The 15,147-nt window shown below is 71.3% G+C and carries 11 protein-coding genes; 5 read left to right on the top strand and 6 right to left on the bottom strand.

Annotated elements, in window-relative coordinates:
• Window positions 1-12 precede the first annotated feature (12 nt).
• A complete protein-coding gene (locus OG870_RS45940; protein WP_327692214.1) occupies window positions 13-675 on the top strand; it encodes a nucleoside/nucleotide kinase family protein in 663 nt (220 codons plus the stop codon).
• On the opposite strand, the gene OG870_RS45935 is transcribed toward OG870_RS45940, so the two are convergent.
• From OG870_RS45935 to OG870_RS45910, 6 genes are all read right to left on the bottom strand, one after another.
• A complete protein-coding gene (locus tag OG870_RS45935) occupies window positions 665-2,497 on the bottom strand; it encodes a hypothetical protein (RefSeq protein ID WP_266928222.1) in 1,833 nt (610 codons plus the stop codon). The two genes, OG870_RS45940 and OG870_RS45935, sit on opposite strands and share 11 nt — an antisense overlap.
• A gap of 69 nt (window positions 2,498-2,566) precedes the next feature.
• Window positions 2,567-4,285 (bottom strand): hypothetical protein, encoded by a 1,719-nt coding sequence (locus tag OG870_RS45930; RefSeq protein WP_266928224.1) that lies wholly within the window; start codon window positions 4,283-4,285, stop codon window positions 2,567-2,569.
• A 2-nt stretch (window positions 4,286-4,287) separates the two neighbouring features.
• Window positions 4,288-5,190 carry a carbohydrate ABC transporter permease gene (locus OG870_RS45925; RefSeq protein ID WP_266928226.1) on the bottom strand — a complete coding sequence of 301 codons (903 nt, stop codon included), beginning with the start codon at window positions 5,188-5,190 and terminating at the stop codon, window positions 4,288-4,290.
• Window positions 5,187-6,098 carry a carbohydrate ABC transporter permease gene (locus OG870_RS45920; RefSeq protein ID WP_266528020.1) on the bottom strand — a complete coding sequence of 304 codons (912 nt, stop codon included), beginning with the start codon at window positions 6,096-6,098 and terminating at the stop codon, window positions 5,187-5,189. Before OG870_RS45920 ends, OG870_RS45925 begins: the two co-directional genes overlap by 4 nt.
• A gap of 118 nt (window positions 6,099-6,216) precedes the next feature.
• Entirely contained in the window at window positions 6,217-7,548 is a 1,332-nt protein-coding gene (locus tag OG870_RS45915) for an extracellular solute-binding protein (RefSeq protein ID WP_266928228.1), read from the bottom strand.
• A 274-nt stretch (window positions 7,549-7,822) separates the two neighbouring features.
• Window positions 7,823-8,947 carry an ROK family protein gene (locus OG870_RS45910; protein WP_266928230.1) on the bottom strand — a complete coding sequence of 375 codons (1,125 nt, stop codon included), beginning with the start codon at window positions 8,945-8,947 and terminating at the stop codon, window positions 7,823-7,825.
• Window positions 8,948-9,279: 332 nt separating this feature from the next.
• Between OG870_RS45910 and OG870_RS45905 the strand changes: the two genes are divergently transcribed.
• From OG870_RS45905 to OG870_RS45890, 4 genes are all read left to right on the top strand, one after another.
• Entirely contained in the window at window positions 9,280-10,179 is a 900-nt protein-coding gene (locus OG870_RS45905; protein ID WP_327692213.1) for a BadF/BadG/BcrA/BcrD ATPase family protein, read from the top strand.
• 201 nt (window positions 10,180-10,380) lie between these two features.
• Window positions 10,381-12,315, top strand: a complete 1,935-nt coding sequence (locus OG870_RS45900) for a phosphatase PAP2 family protein (RefSeq protein ID WP_327692212.1) — start codon at window positions 10,381-10,383, stop codon at window positions 12,313-12,315.
• 92 nt (window positions 12,316-12,407) lie between these two features.
• The gene (locus tag OG870_RS45895; RefSeq protein ID WP_266928236.1) at window positions 12,408-14,102 is read left to right on the top strand and encodes an ArnT family glycosyltransferase; all 1,695 of its coding nucleotides are present in this window, start codon (window positions 12,408-12,410) and stop codon (window positions 14,100-14,102) included.
• Between the two features lie 121 nt (window positions 14,103-14,223).
• A complete protein-coding gene (locus OG870_RS45890) occupies window positions 14,224-15,147 on the top strand; it encodes a MurR/RpiR family transcriptional regulator (protein WP_266528002.1) in 924 nt (307 codons plus the stop codon).

The raw sequence follows: 15,147 nt of genomic DNA, 5'->3' as shown, positions 1-15,147 counted from the left end.
ACACTTCGCTGTGTGCCGCTGACCTTCGACGACCTGCTGACCCGTGCCCGCGCCCTCGTCGGGGACGGCCGCCGCGCGGTCCTCGGCATCGCCGGCAGCCCCGGGGCGGGCAAGACCACGCTCGCCGAGAACCTGGTGCGCGAGCTGAACGGGGCCGGTCGGCCGTGGGTCGCGCACGTCCCCCTGGACGGTTTCCATCTCGCCGACGCCGAGCTGGAGCGGCTCGGGCGCCGGGACCGCAAGGGGGCGCCCGACACCTTCGACGCGGCCGGGTACGCGGCACTGCTGCGGCGTCTGCGCGAGAACGACGGGCAGGGGGCCGACGAGGTGGTGTACGCGCCGACGTTCGAGCGGGTGCTGGAGCAGCCGATCGCGGGGGCCGTCCCGGTGCCGCCGACGGCCCGGCTGGTGGTGACGGAGGGCAACTACTTCCTGCTCGACACGGGCCTGTGGCCGCGGGTCCGCAGCGGGCTCGACGAGGTGTGGTTCTGCGAGTTGGACGAGCGGGAGCGCCTGCGCCGGCTGATCGCCCGGCACGAGGAGTTCGGCAAGGGGCACGAGGAGGCGGTGGAGTGGGTGCTGCGCAGCGACCAGCGCAATGCCGAGCTGGTCGCCGCGAGCCGGGAACGGGCGGACCTGGTGGTGGCGGTCGGTGAACTCGCCCTCACTCACTGACCGCGCACAGCGTCAGCCCTGGTTCCCCCCGCTCGTCGTCGGCGCCGATCACCGCGGTGAAGGCGTCCGTTCGTACGGTGAGCCGCGCGTCCGTCCGTTCCACGGATACCGTGGGCGCCTCCTGGGAGCCGTAGCGCACCGCGAACACGCGCAGGTCGTCCGGCGTGCCCGGGACCGGGCCCGCCTCCAGGGCCGTGGAGCTCACCAGGTGCCGCCAGCCCTCGTCGGGGTTGCCGTAGCCGCGCGGGTCGGCGGCGAGCTCGAACGCCGCCTGTTCCTGGGTGAGTTCGGCACGGGCGTCGAAGTGCTCCGTGCCCTGCGCCGTCGGATGGGTCAGCCGCAGCCCGCCCGCCGACGCCACCGCGCCCTCGGCCGTCCGGCGCACCCGGTCGCCGTCGTCGGCCGCGTAGGGCAGCCCGGCGAGCAGATACGCGTCCGAGGGCAGGCGTTCCACTGCGACCGTCGTCCACAGGGCGGTGCCGTCGGTGACGTACAGGGACCGCACATGCCGCAGGACGTGGTCGCGGCCGACGACCGGCTTGGTCACCAGTTTCGCCACGAGCCCGTCGGCGCTCAGGTCCCGTACCCGGACCTCGCCCATGGGCCGGCAGAACACGAACCCGTCCAGCACGGGGCCGAAGCCGTGCTGCCGGTTCACGGCGGCCGGCAGGTAGTAGGTGCCCGCCGCCTCGACCAGTGACGGAGCCATCCGGTCGTCGAAGGCCACCGAGACGGTGCCCGCCCGGAGTTGGTGCCGTGCGGGCGTGGCCGACGGTGTGCGGTGCCAGCGGGTGGGGTCCTGGATCTGCCAGACCAGCATCCAGGCGAAGTGGCCGTCGACCCCTCCGTCGGGCTTGGCCGCGTGCCGCCCCCAGCGGGTGTCGCCCCGGTAGCGGCCCAGGTCGGAGCTGATACGGCGGCTGAAGTAGCGCAGGCCGAGGACCGACTCGAAGCCGGAGTGCTGCTCGCTGTAGCGGGGTCCGCCGTTGTCGAAGCCGCCGCCCGTGAGGCGGGCGTCGATGTAGCGGGCGAGCGCGTCACCGTCCTCGGCGAAGATCTCCTCGCCGCTGACGCGGTGGGCCTGGGCCAGAAAGGAGAGCGAGATCGGGCCGTAGTTGTTGTCGTAGGCGCCGCCGTGCTCGGGTGGCAGCAGGGCGCCCCGGTCGCTCACACGGTGGGCGCGGATCTCGTCGGCGTAGAGGCCGATCGCCCGAGCGCGGACCAACTCCCCCTCCTCCGGCGGCAGATGGCGCGCCAGCATCAGGCCGCCGACCACACAGCCGATGGCCTGGTTGCCGGCCTCCTGCGGGTTGAAGAAGGTCGCCTCGGTGAGCCAGCGCCAGTAGCCCCGTGCCACGTCGAGGAGTTGGGCGCGCCGGCCGGTGTCGACGAGGCCGTCCGGGGCGTCGAGGATGGTGACCGCCTGGAGCAGCGCCCACACGGTGCTCGGCCAGTCGCCGATGGGGTGGTTGCCCGCCTCCAGGACGTAACGGGCGTACGGGAAACCCGAGTTGCGGATCCGCAGGTTCGGGTAGCCGGGGTTGTCCTCGACGTGGACCCGTTCGCGCAGGTGGAAGGCGAGGCTGCGGTGCACCGCCTCGGGCAGGCGTGGGTCCCCGGTGCGCTGCAGGGCGAGCACCAGCAACGAGGTCATGCCGAGGGAGGTGTCGCCGATGTCGTCGACGCAGTCGGGGTGTTCGAGATTGCCCTCCGGCGTGATCCGGGCCAGGGCCTGCTCGACGACGTCGGCGAGGACGGTGTCGTACGCCTCGGGGCTGTCCGGCAGGTCGTGCAGCGGGCCGCGCTGGTGGGGGAGGTACACGGGAGGGTGCGGGAGGTGCACGGGGTTCAGCCCTTCATGCCTGAGGTGGCCATGGCGTGGGTGTCGGGGTCACACGGCAGGTGCGGGCCGGTGGGCACGCAGCGCGACCGTCAGTGTCTGCGGGCCCTGGCCGCCGACGTAGACCCGGTTCCCGGTCGTCGCGTCCGTGCCGCCCACCACGGTGTATTCCTCACCCGGGTCGTATCGCAGTACGTCGCTCCGGTCCGGCCCGGCCAGTGGTTCCCCGGCCTCGACGCCGACCTCGACCCGGATCTCGTCCTCACCCACCCGGTAGGTCATCGGTCCGCTCGTCAGGCACCAGCGGGCGTCGCCGATGGGTACGGCGCCGTCCGGGACGCCGCCCGGCCGGAAGGTCAGTTCGAGGGCCCAGGGCACCCGTGGTCCGCTGATGTCGATCCGCAGGTCGGCACCGTCGTCCCGGAGGTCCACGTCGACGCGGGTCGTCTGTGTGACCTCGTCCCGAGGCCGGTCCGGGAAGGCCATCGCGGCCGAGAAGCGTCCCTCGTCCGCCATCCGGTGGACGCCGTCGCCCTGGCGCCGGTCGGGCGGGAGCGGCTGGTAGTAGGCGGCCGTGAGGGTTTCGGCGAGCCGGTACCGGATGTCGGCGAGCCGTTGCATGCCGGCGGCGCGGAACGGGCCCAGGTCGAAGAATCCCCGCGACAGCCGGACCGCGTCGAGTACGGCGTCGCCGGCGAACAGGCGCAGGAAGGTGGGATTGCAGGCGAGGCCCGAGCGGATGCGCCGGTGCTCGGGCACGTCCGAGCCGCCGTACACCACCGTGTGCGCGGTGGTGGAGGCCCGTGCGGCGAGGCGCGCGGTGGCGAGGTACCGGTGGCGCGGAAGTGTCGGGGCGGCCGGTTCCGGCAGCGGGCGGCGCAGGTCCGGGGTGAGGAGGGTCTGGGCGAGCAGGTCGGGGTCGTCGATGCCGCCGGCGGCCGCCAGTCGCGCCGCACGGCTGAAGTCGCCCCGTCCGGTACGGATCGCGAGCAGCCGGTAGTGCGGCAGGTAGGGCGCCAGCGGGAACGGGTGGTGCTGGTCCTGCCGCCGCGAGTGGACGGTCTCCACCGTGCCGTCCGGCCTGATGAGGTCCAGGGTGGTGGCGAGGTTGCGTTCGACGGCGTCCAGCAGGTCGGTGCGGCCGAGGACGTCGGCCAGCAGCAGCAGCGAGGGGTTGGACACGTGGGCCGCGTAGTTGGCGCTGCGTTCCGAGTACAGGCCCTCCGCGTCGATGTCGATGCCTTCGGCGAGCCACTCCTCGACGCGGGCGAGCAGCCGGTCGTCGGGGAACGACCGGTGCAGCCGGGCCAGCGCCGCGCACAGCTCCCAGCGGTGGTTCGGGGTGTGCACCCCACCGGTCAGGAGACTGCCCGTGGCGGCGCCGGCGATCTCGGCGAGCGCGTCCGTGACGTGGCGCAGCTCCGGCCCCGCGCCCGCGGCGAGGACGTGCGCGTCGCACACGTCGTTGACGGTGAACGCGGAGTCCGGCGGCGACTGCACGTTGTCGCCGCCGGCGAAGAGACCGGTGGCGGTCTGCGCCGCCCGCAGGGCACGGACGTGGGTCATCGAGGCGGCGACGGCCTGACCGCTGCCGTGCAGTGCCGAGTCCGGGGAACGGTACGCCGCGACCAGAGTCTTCACCCGGCGCGCCAGGGCGCGGTGGGCCACACCGGCGGGTTCCTCGTCGGGGCCGGCCGCGAGCGGGGCGGCCGGCCGGTCGGCGGCGCGGGCCACCGCGCGGACGAACTCGTGGTCGAGCGGGGTGGGCACGGTCAGTCCTTCAGTCCGGCATTGATGTCGGCGCTCATGACGTAGCGCTGGAAGACCAGGAAGATGACGATCAGCGGGATCATGGAGATGACCGATGCGCCGAGCAGTACCGACCAGTTGATGTTCTGCGCGCCGACGATGCTCTGGATGCCGATCTGCACGGTGAACTTGTTGGGGTCGTTGAGCATCAGGAGCGGCCAGATGTAGTCGTTCCACCGCCACTGGAAGGACAGGATCGCGAGGGTCAGCATGATGGGCCTGGAGAGCGGCACCATGATCCGCAGGAAGATCGACAGTTCCCGGGCGCCGTCGATGCGTGCGGCTTCCACGAGTTCGTCGGGGACCGTCAGGAAGAACTGGCGGAACATGAAGCATCCGGTCGCGGTGAGCACGGCCGGGAGGATGATGCCTGTGAACGAGTTGTAGAGGCCGAGGTTGCGGACCACCAGGAACTCCGGGGCCAGCATGACCTCGCCCGGCAGCATCGTGGTGGCCAGGATGCAGAGGAAGAACGCCTTGAGCCACTTGTTGTCGTACTTGGCAAGGGCGTACCCGGTGCAGCAGCTGACTCCCACGGTGAGGATCGTCGTGATCACGCACACGATGGTCGTGTTGATGAAGTACTGGGAGAAGTTGGCACTGCGCCACGCCTGGAAGTAACCCGACAGGGTGGGGTTGTGCGGAACCAGTGTCAACGGATAGGAGAACAGGTCCCCGGCCGGCTTGAAGGAGCTGAGGATGAACCACAGCACCGGCAACCCGTACAGGCAGGCCAGGAACCACAGCAGTGTCGTCGCGGACACCGCACGCCGGGCCCCGCCGCCGCCCGCGCTGCGGGGCCGCTTCCTGGAACCGGCCCGTCCGGCACCGGCGTCGACCTTGCGGGGCATGTCTGTGGTTGTCATCGGTTCTCCACCCGCCGGTTGACGATCAGTTGGATGATCGCGACGGCCATCAGGATGAGCATGAGCACGAATGACGCGGCGCTCGCGTAGCCGATCTGGCCCCGTTGGAAGCCGGTCTGGTAGATGTACTGGACAAGCAGGTTGTTCGACGTTCCGGGTCCGCCGTTGTTGAGGGCGACGAACACCGGGTATTCCTTCATCGCGTTGATCGTGTTGAGCAGGATGACGATGAACGAGGTGGGTGCGATGCTCGGCAGCGTGATGCTGATGAACTGGCGCCATGGTCCGGCGCCGTCGAGCGAGGCCGCCTCGTAGTACGACACCGGTACGTTCTTGATCGCCGCGATGAACAGCAGCATCGTGAAACCCGTCCACATCCAGGACGCCGCCATCACCACCACCAGCAGCGACAGGTCCGCGTCCGACTGCCACGGAACGGCGCTTCCGCCGAGCTTCTCGATGACGTAGTTGACCAGTCCGAAGTTCTCACCGAACAGCCACCGCCACAGGACACCCACGACGATGGGCGACAGAAGCCACGGGATGAAGAAGATGACGCGCGCGACCGATGTGCCCTTGGCGTGCTTGCTCACCACCAGGTTGGCTGCGAGCAGCGAGAGCGCGAAGTTCAGCGGTACGAAGAGCACGGCGTACAGCAGCGTCCGGGTCAGCGCGTCGTAGAACGTGGAGTCCCCGAACAGGTTGTGGTAGTTGTCCAGTCCGATGAACTGGAACGCCCCTACACCCGTGTAGTTCGTGAAGGAGTAGACGAGCCCGATCACCGCAGGCCAGACGAAGAACAGCGCGAAGAGCACGACATTGGCCGCGATGAGGACGAGCGGCGCGATGGTGTAGCTGTTGCGTCTGCTGGGCGGGCTCGCGGACACGTCCGAGGCGCGTTTTTTCATCTTCCTGACTCCGTGCTGGTGGAAGGGATTCCGGTGGGCTCACGCCATGAGCCCGGCATCACATGGGCACCCGAGGGCTGGGCGGCGGGGTCTCGACCCCGCCGCCCGGCCCTGAGGCCTACGATCCGCCGCCGACCTGCTGGTTGTAGCCGGCCACGATGTTGTCCAGGGCCTTGTCGACCGACTGCTGGCCGTTGATCGCCTTGCCGATCTCCGTCTTGGTCGGGTCGGTGGTGATGCTCTTGCCCTTCAGCACCCAGTCCGTCTGCGCGCCGTTGAAGTAGCCCGAGATCGGGGCGTAGAGCGGGATCTCCTCGTTGTACAGCTTGAACGCCGCCTGCGCCGCCTCGGACTTGAAGGGGTACTTCGGGTTCAGACCGCTCTCGACGGGCAGGAACCCGGACGTCTCACACAGCTCGCGGTAGTGGTCCGGCTCGTACAGCCAGGACATGAACTTCTTCGTGGCGGTGGCCGCGGCGCCGTTGTTGTTGAATCCCACCATCATGCCGCCGGCGTTGACGTCGCTGGCCTGGACCGGCTCGGCGGGAGTCGGGACGCTGGCCCATTCGAACTTCTTGACGCTCTCCGCGAAGGCGGGAACCTGCCACACGCCGGACCAGTAGGCGACCACGTCACCGCTCTGGAACATGGCCGACGGGTCGGCGCCGCTGGTCCACACCGACTTCGGCATGGTCTTGTCGTCGTTCATTCCGACGAAGGTCTTCACGGCCTTCCTGGTCGCGGCGTCCACCGAGAACTTGCCGGAGGAGTCCGCGTGGACGTACTTCCCGCCGAGTTCGTACACCATGGCGCGCAGCCGGGACGGCGACTGGTCGAACGTCAGGGAGTACTTGGCGCCGGTCTTCTCCCGGACCTTGTTCGCCGCCTTGATGAAGTCGGTCCAGGTCCAGGTCTTCTGGGGCGAGTCCGGGAAGGAGACGCCGGCCTTCTTGAACAGCGACTTGTTGACGAACAGGCCGGACGCGGTGACGTCCGAGGGGATGGACAGCACCTTCCCGGACGAGTCCTTGGCGAGGAAGTTGGCGTTGATGTTGTTGCTCTTGGTGCTGGCGATGGAGCTGAGGTCGATCAGCTTGTTCGACCAGATCGGGTCCAGCGACGGCACGGCCGCCACGTCGGGCAGGGAGTTCGCCTGCGCGGCGTTGTGCAGCTTCGTCGTGTAGCCGTCGTAGGGGATGTTGACGAGGTGGACGGTGACGCCGGCTTCCTTCTTGTACTGCGCCACCAGCTTCTTCCAGCCCGCGTCCTGCCCGGGAACCGTGGAAATCCAGAACGTCAGCGACTTGGACGTGCCGCCCGAGCCGGACCCCGATCCGCCGCAGGCGGAGAGCAGAAGGGCACCTGCCGCGGCCACGGCAGCGAGGGGAACCACGCGGCGCATGCCGCCGCGGCCGAGTCGGCTGGAGCGCCGCACACCCACACTGGTCATCTTCGATCCCTTTTCGTCGTACTGAAGGAAGCACGGCGCCAGCCGAGGCGGCACGGGTGCATTTTGAAGGAGACTTCGCTTTCCGGGGGCACGGCCTCGCCCGGCCGTGTCGCCTTGACGGGTGGGGTCCCCGGCCATGACGGCCGGCGTCGCACAAGCACGCCCTCGTGCGCCTGCCGTACTTCGCGTACGGGCGGGATGCTCACCCGGTGTCGGCGTCCCGGCCGACTTAGAAAGCGCTTGTCCGGACATTGGCAGACCGAGTCGGAGGCCGTCAATCCTTCGCATGCGCGGCCTCGGTCACGGTTTGGACTCCTCGGGCGACCGCGAGCCGGGCGGCGCCCACGACGGTGCCGAGATCGCCGAGCGTGCTGCTGACCACCTCGGTGGGCCAGCTCAGGCGTTCCAGTTCGGCCCGCACACCCGGCAGGAGCTGCGGATACGCACCGGTGCTGCCGCCCAGCACGATCAGCCCGGGGTCCAGCACGGCGGTGACCGCGGCGGCGAGCCGGCCCACGTCGGCGGCGTGCCGGCCCACGATCGCGCGTGCCGCACTGCGGCCCTCGTCCGCGAGGGCGAAGAGGCGCTCGGTGGTGGTGGGGCACGGCCCGTCGGCGTCCTGCCAGGCCGTCGCCGCCCGCCGCAGCAGGGAGCGGGCCCCGACGTGCTCCTCCAGCGCCTCGTGGCGCGGCTGCAGGCCGTCGTCCCAGGGGTAGGGCAGCCGGGCCACCTCACCGGCGGCTCCGTTGGCCCCGCGCAGCACCTGGCCGCCGATGACGACGCCGAGACCGATACCGACGCCGATGCGCAGGTAGCCGAAGGTCCGACGGCCCCGGGCCGCGCCCTCGTGCAGCTCGGCGAGTGCGGCGCAGTTGACGTTGTTCTCAAGGTGGACGGGCACGCCCGGGGGCAGCGCGACGGCCACCGCGTCGAAGACCGGGCCCGCCTTGGCGGTGGCGGGGCGCACTCCGGTGCCCTCCCGGGTGACGTCACCGACGGCGACCACGATGGTGCGCAGCGGGGCGTCGGCGGGCAGCGCGCCGAGGGCCTCGCGGACGGCGTCGGTGGCCTCCGCACGCGTGCCGGTGGCCTCGGCCAGGAGACTGCCGTCCAGGGCGCAGCCACGGACCCGGGTGGCGGCCGGGCCGAGGTCCACCGCGAGCACGGCCCCTGCGGCCGGTCCGAGGCGGTAGACGGCGGCGCTGCGGCCGGTGCCGCTGGAGGTCGTACCGGAGTGGGCCGCGAGGTGGGCACTCTCCAGCTCCGCGACGGCGGAGGACACCGTCGGCTTGGACAGGCCCGCCAGGCTCGCGAGCTGCGGCCGGGTCGCGCTGCCCGCCTGGGCCAGCACGGCGAAGACCGCGCTGGCGCTCTCGGTCAGGCGCGGGGCCTGCACCACGTCGTATTCCACAGTTCTCCCACAGGTCGCGGGCCGCTCCCGGGGGCGGGTCGTCTTCGGGATGCGGCGATGGGATGTCCGGTGTCGCGCATGCCCGCCAGGAGTCATACGGCGGTCCGGGCGGTCGGGTGGGCGACACCTCTTGACGCACTGTACTTCGTTAGTTAACTTCCTAACGAACTTCACGGTACTCGCCTGCCGTGTCCGTCAGAAGCCCGTCCCGGGGCTTCCCTAGTTCCCCAACTCCCCTATGCCCGGGGTTCCTCAACTCCCCTATGCCCGGGCACGGTTCGCCCGCCGTCGCAGCCCAGCGCAACGACGAAAGAGGTTCCGTGCAGGACTTCACCCCCCTCGTGGCCGGCATCGACGTGGGTGGCACCAAGACACATCTGCGTGCCTACGTCGGGACGGAGCCCGTCGCCGACCACGTGCGGACAAGCAGTGGCTGGCGGCCCCACGACCCCGTGGCCGCAGCGGCCTGGCTGGCCGCCCTGGTCGCCGAGGCACTGCCGACGGGCGCACGCCCCACCGCGATCGCCGTGGGCGGCCACGCCTGCGAGACCCCGCGCCAGTGCGCCCAGATACGTACCGCTCTCCAGCTGCACTTCGACGCGCCCGCGCTGGTCGTCGGCGACGCCGAACTGCTCGTGCCCGCCGCGGGCCTGGACAAGGGGGTCGGCCTGGTCGCCGGAACCGGATCCGTCGCGGTGGGCCGCCTAGCGGACGGCAGTCCCGTCCAGGTCGGCGGCTGGGGCGCGGTGCTCGGCGACGAGGGCGGCGCCGCGGGTCTCGTGCGTGAGGCCGCGCGGGCCGCATGGGCGGCGCACGACCGCGGGGAAGGACCCGACGAACTGGCCCGGGCCCTCCTCGCGTCCTTCGGTGTCTTTGAAGTACCCGCACTCGGGGCCGCGCTGGAGAGCGCCACGGACGTCTCCGCGCAATGGGGGCGGCACGCGCCGGTGGTCTTCGCCGCCGCGGAGGCGGGCTCGCCGCTCGCCCGTTCCGTGATCGCCGAGGCAGGCCGTTCGCTGGCCGCGCTGGTGGAGCGGATCGCCGCCCGCGGCGTCGCGGTGGACGACGTGGTGGTCGCGGGCAGCACCGTCCTCGCCCAGCCCTCGCTGTACGAGGCGTTCGCCTCCGCGCTCGCCGCAGCCGTGCCCGGTGCACGCCCGCAACCGCTGCGTGCGGCACCGGTGGAGGGTGCGGTGGCACTGGCCCGCTCGATCCTGTGAACGGATCGGCCCACGTTCACGCACACGACACGTCCCGGCCGCCGGGCCATCGCCGACGGGTCAGGACCCGGCCGTAGATCTTCGCTCAAAGCTTCACGGGACTCACTGGATTCGCACACCCCACGTGTCCCGCGGACCACTTCTGTTCGCACGATCTTCCTCCCGGCCGCAGGGCCGCAGACACTCAGGAGAGGCACACGCATGCCGTCATCAGCCGGGCACCACTCCCCCTCGTCGACCGGTCGGCCCGCCGTCGGCCGAAGGGGATTCCTCAAGACCTCGCTCGGCGCCTCGGCCGGTGTGCTGGCCGCACCCACGTTCGCGTCGTGGCTGTCGGCCGCCGACGCCAAGGCGGCGACCGCGCCGCTCGCGTTCGTCGACGACTACAGGACCAACCTCCCGGCGAACCGGACACCGGAGACCAACGCGGTCGTACGGGCCCTCGGCGGCTTCGCCCAGATCTGGAAGACCGGCGGCGCCTGGAACAGCGGTGCCCCGCTGCGGCCCGAGATCCTGCGGGCCAACATGCGGTACTGCATCGAGGTCACCACACGGCGCACCCCGGCCCAGGCGAAGCTGGCGTTCCTCTACGACCGCCAGCACCAGAGCTACGCGGCCTCCGGCGGCCTCGGCCCGCTCACCGACCTGTACCGGACGGGCGCCAAGGCGGTCACGTCGATCGCGAGTGCGCCCGACGGCACCCCGGCGACCACCATCGACGACGCCGTTCCCGCCGATGCCCCGGCCGGCTCCGCACTCGGCGCGGGCTCCCACGACTCCGAGCTGGGCAAGGTGGCCGAACTGGTCGACACGCTGCGCGGCACCTGGGCTTCGGGCAACCCGTCCAAGTACGCCTACCTGTATCCGCGCCCCTGGCGGATGAACGAGGACAGCCAGGTCGTCGACACCGGCAGGACGGACGCTCTCGGCTACCCGGTGTACGACTCGAAGGTCGTCGTCGCCCCACAGTTGCTGCGTCAGCGCAGCACCTCGCCGGCGGACGACGGCGGCTTCCCCAGCGGCCACACCAACGCCTTCCACCTGGCCTCCCTGGCCTACGCGTACGCCGTGCCCGAGCGCTTCCAGGAACTCGTCACACGCGCCCTGGAGCTCAGCGACACGCGCATCCTGGCGGGCATGCACTCCACCGTCGACGTCATCGGCGGCCGGATCATGGCGACGGCCCTCGCGGCCGCCACCCTCGCGGACCCCGCCAACGCCGACCTCAAGGCGGCGGCGCGCGCTCAGGCCCTCGCCTACTTCACGGCGCGGACCGGGACGAACACCGACACCCTGTACGCCTACGCCCACTCGGCCGGCCCGGGCACGGACCCGTACGCGGACCGGGACGCCAACGCCCGCGCGGTCGGGCCCCGCCTGACGTACGTGCTGACCCGGCACGGCCACAGCGAGCCGCTGACCGTGCCGAAGGGCGCCGAGGTGCTGCTGGAGACTCGGCTGCCGTACCTGGACGCGGCCCAGCGGCGCGAGGTGCTGCGCACGACCGCGCTGCCCTCCGGCTATGTGCTGCTGGACGGCTTCGAGCAGTGGGGCCGGCTCAACCTGTTCGCCGCGGCGGACGGCTACGCCGGCTTCGACCGCGACGTGACCGTGGCGCTGGACGCGGCGGCGGGCGGCTTCGGCGCGGCGGACAGCTGGCGCAACGACATCGACGGCGACGGCGGGCTGACCAAGAAGGGCAGCGGCTCCCTCACCCTGACCGGCCACAACACGTACACCGGCGGAACCGTGGTGAAGGACGGCACGCTGGTCGCCGCCTCGTCCCACGCGCTGGGCCACGGCGATGTGCGGGTGTCCGGCGGGACGCTGCGGGTGCAGCATCCCGTGCAGGTGCACGGCGCGTACGTGCAGGAGACCTCCGCGCTGGAGCTGACGCTGCGCTCGGGTCACGAACCCGCCCTCAAGGTGACCCGGCGCGTACTGCTGGGAAGCGGCAGCGTGCTGTCGCTGCAGCTCGACGAGCACAAGGCGCCGACCGCGGGCAGCACGGTGCGCGTCCTGTCGGCTCCGCACCTGCGCGGCCGGTTCGACCGCGTCGAACTGAACTCCGACCGGCTGCGGGCCGTACCCGTCTACACGACGGAAGGTCTGTCGGTACGACTCCTGAAGCGGTGACGCCCGGGGGCGGGAGCTGATGCGAAAGTGGGACCCATGAGACGGGCCCGGATCGCTCCCGCCCACTCGCGGTCGGTGTCACCGCGGGGCGGATGATGGCGCACGAACAGCACTCGGTCCTTGAGCCGGGCACACGCGACGACGAGGAACACCCCCCGCCGCGGGCGACGGCCGCCGGAAAGGCGCCCCGGCCCGGCCGGCGGTGGCTGGTGCCACTGCTGGTGGTCGTGCTGCTCGGCCAGATGGCGGCGGCGATGGTCACGACCGCCGTGCAGCAGACGCCGACCATCGACGAGCCCATCTACGTCGCCACGGCCGCCGACTACCTGCACGAGCACCGGGTGCGGCTCAACCCCGAGCACCCGCCGCTCGGCAAGCTGGTCGTCGCGGCCGGGGTGGCGGTCGCCGGCCCGCACGTCGACACCTCGTACAAGGGCGATCAGAGCCGGTTCGGCCGGCATCTGTTGTACGAGTCCGGCAACGACCCGTGGCGGCTGATGTTCTGGGCCCGCCTGCCGATGATCGTGCTGACCCTGCTGTTCGGGCTCGTGGTGTTCGCCTTCGCGCGTGAACTGGCGGGCGCCGCGGCCGGGTTGGCGGCTCTGGCCCTGTACGCCTTCTCCCCCGACGTCATCGCGCAGGGCTCGCTGGCCACGCTCGACGTGCCCGCGGCCGGGTTCGTGCTGACCTCTGCGTGGCTGCTGTGGCGGGCGCGCCGGCGGCCGCGGCTGTACGTCCCGTGGGCGGGGGTGGCCCTCGGTGCGGGGCTGGCCACGAAGATGAACGTGCTCCCGGTGGTTCCGGTGCTGCTGGCGCTGGCCGCCTGGTCGGTGTGGCGGGCGGGTTCCGGGGACCGGCGAAGGACACTGGTGCGGGCCGCCACGGCGGCGTTGGTCGTCGGCGCGGCAGCCGTCGCCGTCGTATGGACGTCGTATCTGGCGGTCGATCCGCGGCTGCGCTGGTCGCCGGGGCAGCAGGTGCCCGCCGTGCACGGCCTGAAGGGGCTGATCGTGCAGCTGCTGCCGTTCCCGGAGGCGTACCGGGACGGCATGCGCATCCAGTTCGGCCTGGAGGACTATCCGTGGCAGGGCTTCCTGTTCGGGCATCTGTACACCGGGTCCCGCTGGTACTACCTGCCGGCCGCGCTGCTGGTGAAGACGCCGCTGGGCATGCTCGCGCTGTGGGCGGCCGGCGCCGTCGTGGTGGTGGCGGTACGGCGACTGCGGCCCGCCGCGCCGTACGTGCTCGTGCCCGCCGGTGTGCTGCTGGCCGCCGCCATGACCGGGGCACGGGACTTCGGTACCCGGTACGCCATCTTCGTGCCGATGTTCCTGGCGGTGGCCGCGGGTTGCGTGCTCGCCGTGCGGTGGCGGTGGGCGCCGCTCGTGACGGGCGCGCTGGTGCTGTTCGTCGCCGTCAGCTCGCTGCGGACGTTCCCCTACTATCTGCCGTACTCCAACGAGGCGTTCGGCGGTCCCGTCAAGACCCATCTGCGGCTGCACGACTCGAACGTGGACTGGGGCCAGGACCTGGGCCGGCTCGCCGACCGGTTGCACGAGCGCTACCGGGGTCAGCGGATCTGGCTGGTGTACAAGGGCAGCGGTGTGCCCTCGTACTACGGCATCGACGCGTCCGACCCACGGAAGGCGCCCCCGCGCCAGGTGCGCGGGCTGCTGGTCGTGTCGGACTCGGCCGTGGCCAAGGCCCAGGGCAGGCTGGCCGCATTGATCGACAGCAGCCACCCGATCGACGAGGTCGGTCATTCGATCACGATCTACCGCCGGTGACGCACACCCCACAAGCTATGTGAGTACACATCCGGCGGTCCCGGATACGGCCGTACAAGCCCTGGTCACGACGGTGTGTGGGCTATGTTGAAGCACTGTGGGAGACAAAGGAGGCACACCGGTGCCATCGCCGCAGCAGGCACGCGCACAGGCATCCGCGATCACCTCGGGCAAGACGGCTCCGGAGGTGGAGGCCGCCCCGGCCTCCCAGCTCAGGACGCTCTTCGACCGGCCCCGGCTCTCCCCCGGGCAGCGGCGCATCGCCCAGTATCTGATCGAGCACATCACCGAAGCGGCGTTCCTCTCGATCACCGACCTCGCGGAACGCGTGGGCGTGAGCCAGCCGTCGGTGACGCGTTTCGCCGCGGCGGTCGGCTTCAGCGGCTACCCGGCTCTGCGCGAGAAGCTCCAGTCGATCGCCCTCGGCACGCTGGCCGGCGGCCCCGCCGCCACCGAGGAGAACGGCAGCAACGAGCTGCAGGCGGCCGTCGACGCCGAGATCGAGAACCTGGAGAACCTGCGGCGCGACTTCGCCGACCCCGACCAGCTGATCGCCATCGGGCGCCGGCTGGCGGCGTCCACCCCCCTGACCGTCCTCGGGCTGCGTATCTCCGGTTCGCTCGCCGAGTACTTCGCGTACGCGGCGCGCCGTATCCACCCGGACGTGCGGCTGGTGACGCGGGGCGGCAGCGTCGCCTACGACGCGCTGTTGCAGTCGCGCGAGGCGGGCGGCATCTGGGTGCTGGCGTTCTCCATGCCACGCCACGCCCATGAGACCCTCACGGCCGTACGGGTCGCGCGCGGCGCCGGGTTGAAGGTCGCCCTGGTCACAGACCTGGCGCTGGGGGCGGTGGCCGACGAGGCGGACGTCGTCTTCGCCACCGGCACCGGTTCCCGCCTGGTCTTCGACTCCTACGCGGCACCCGGCGTGATCGCCGCCGCGCTGCTGCAGGCCATGACCGACGCGGACCCCGAGCGCACCCAGGCCCGGCTCGAGGAGTACGAGCAGATCTCCGACCAGCACCACTTCTTCCTGCGCGACTGA

Origin of the sequence: Streptomyces sp. NBC_00461, from assembly GCF_036013935.1 — a bacterium.
Classification (GTDB): Bacteria; Actinomycetota; Actinomycetes; order Streptomycetales; family Streptomycetaceae; genus Streptomyces.
This window is presented reverse-complemented; position numbering and strand designations above follow the sequence as displayed.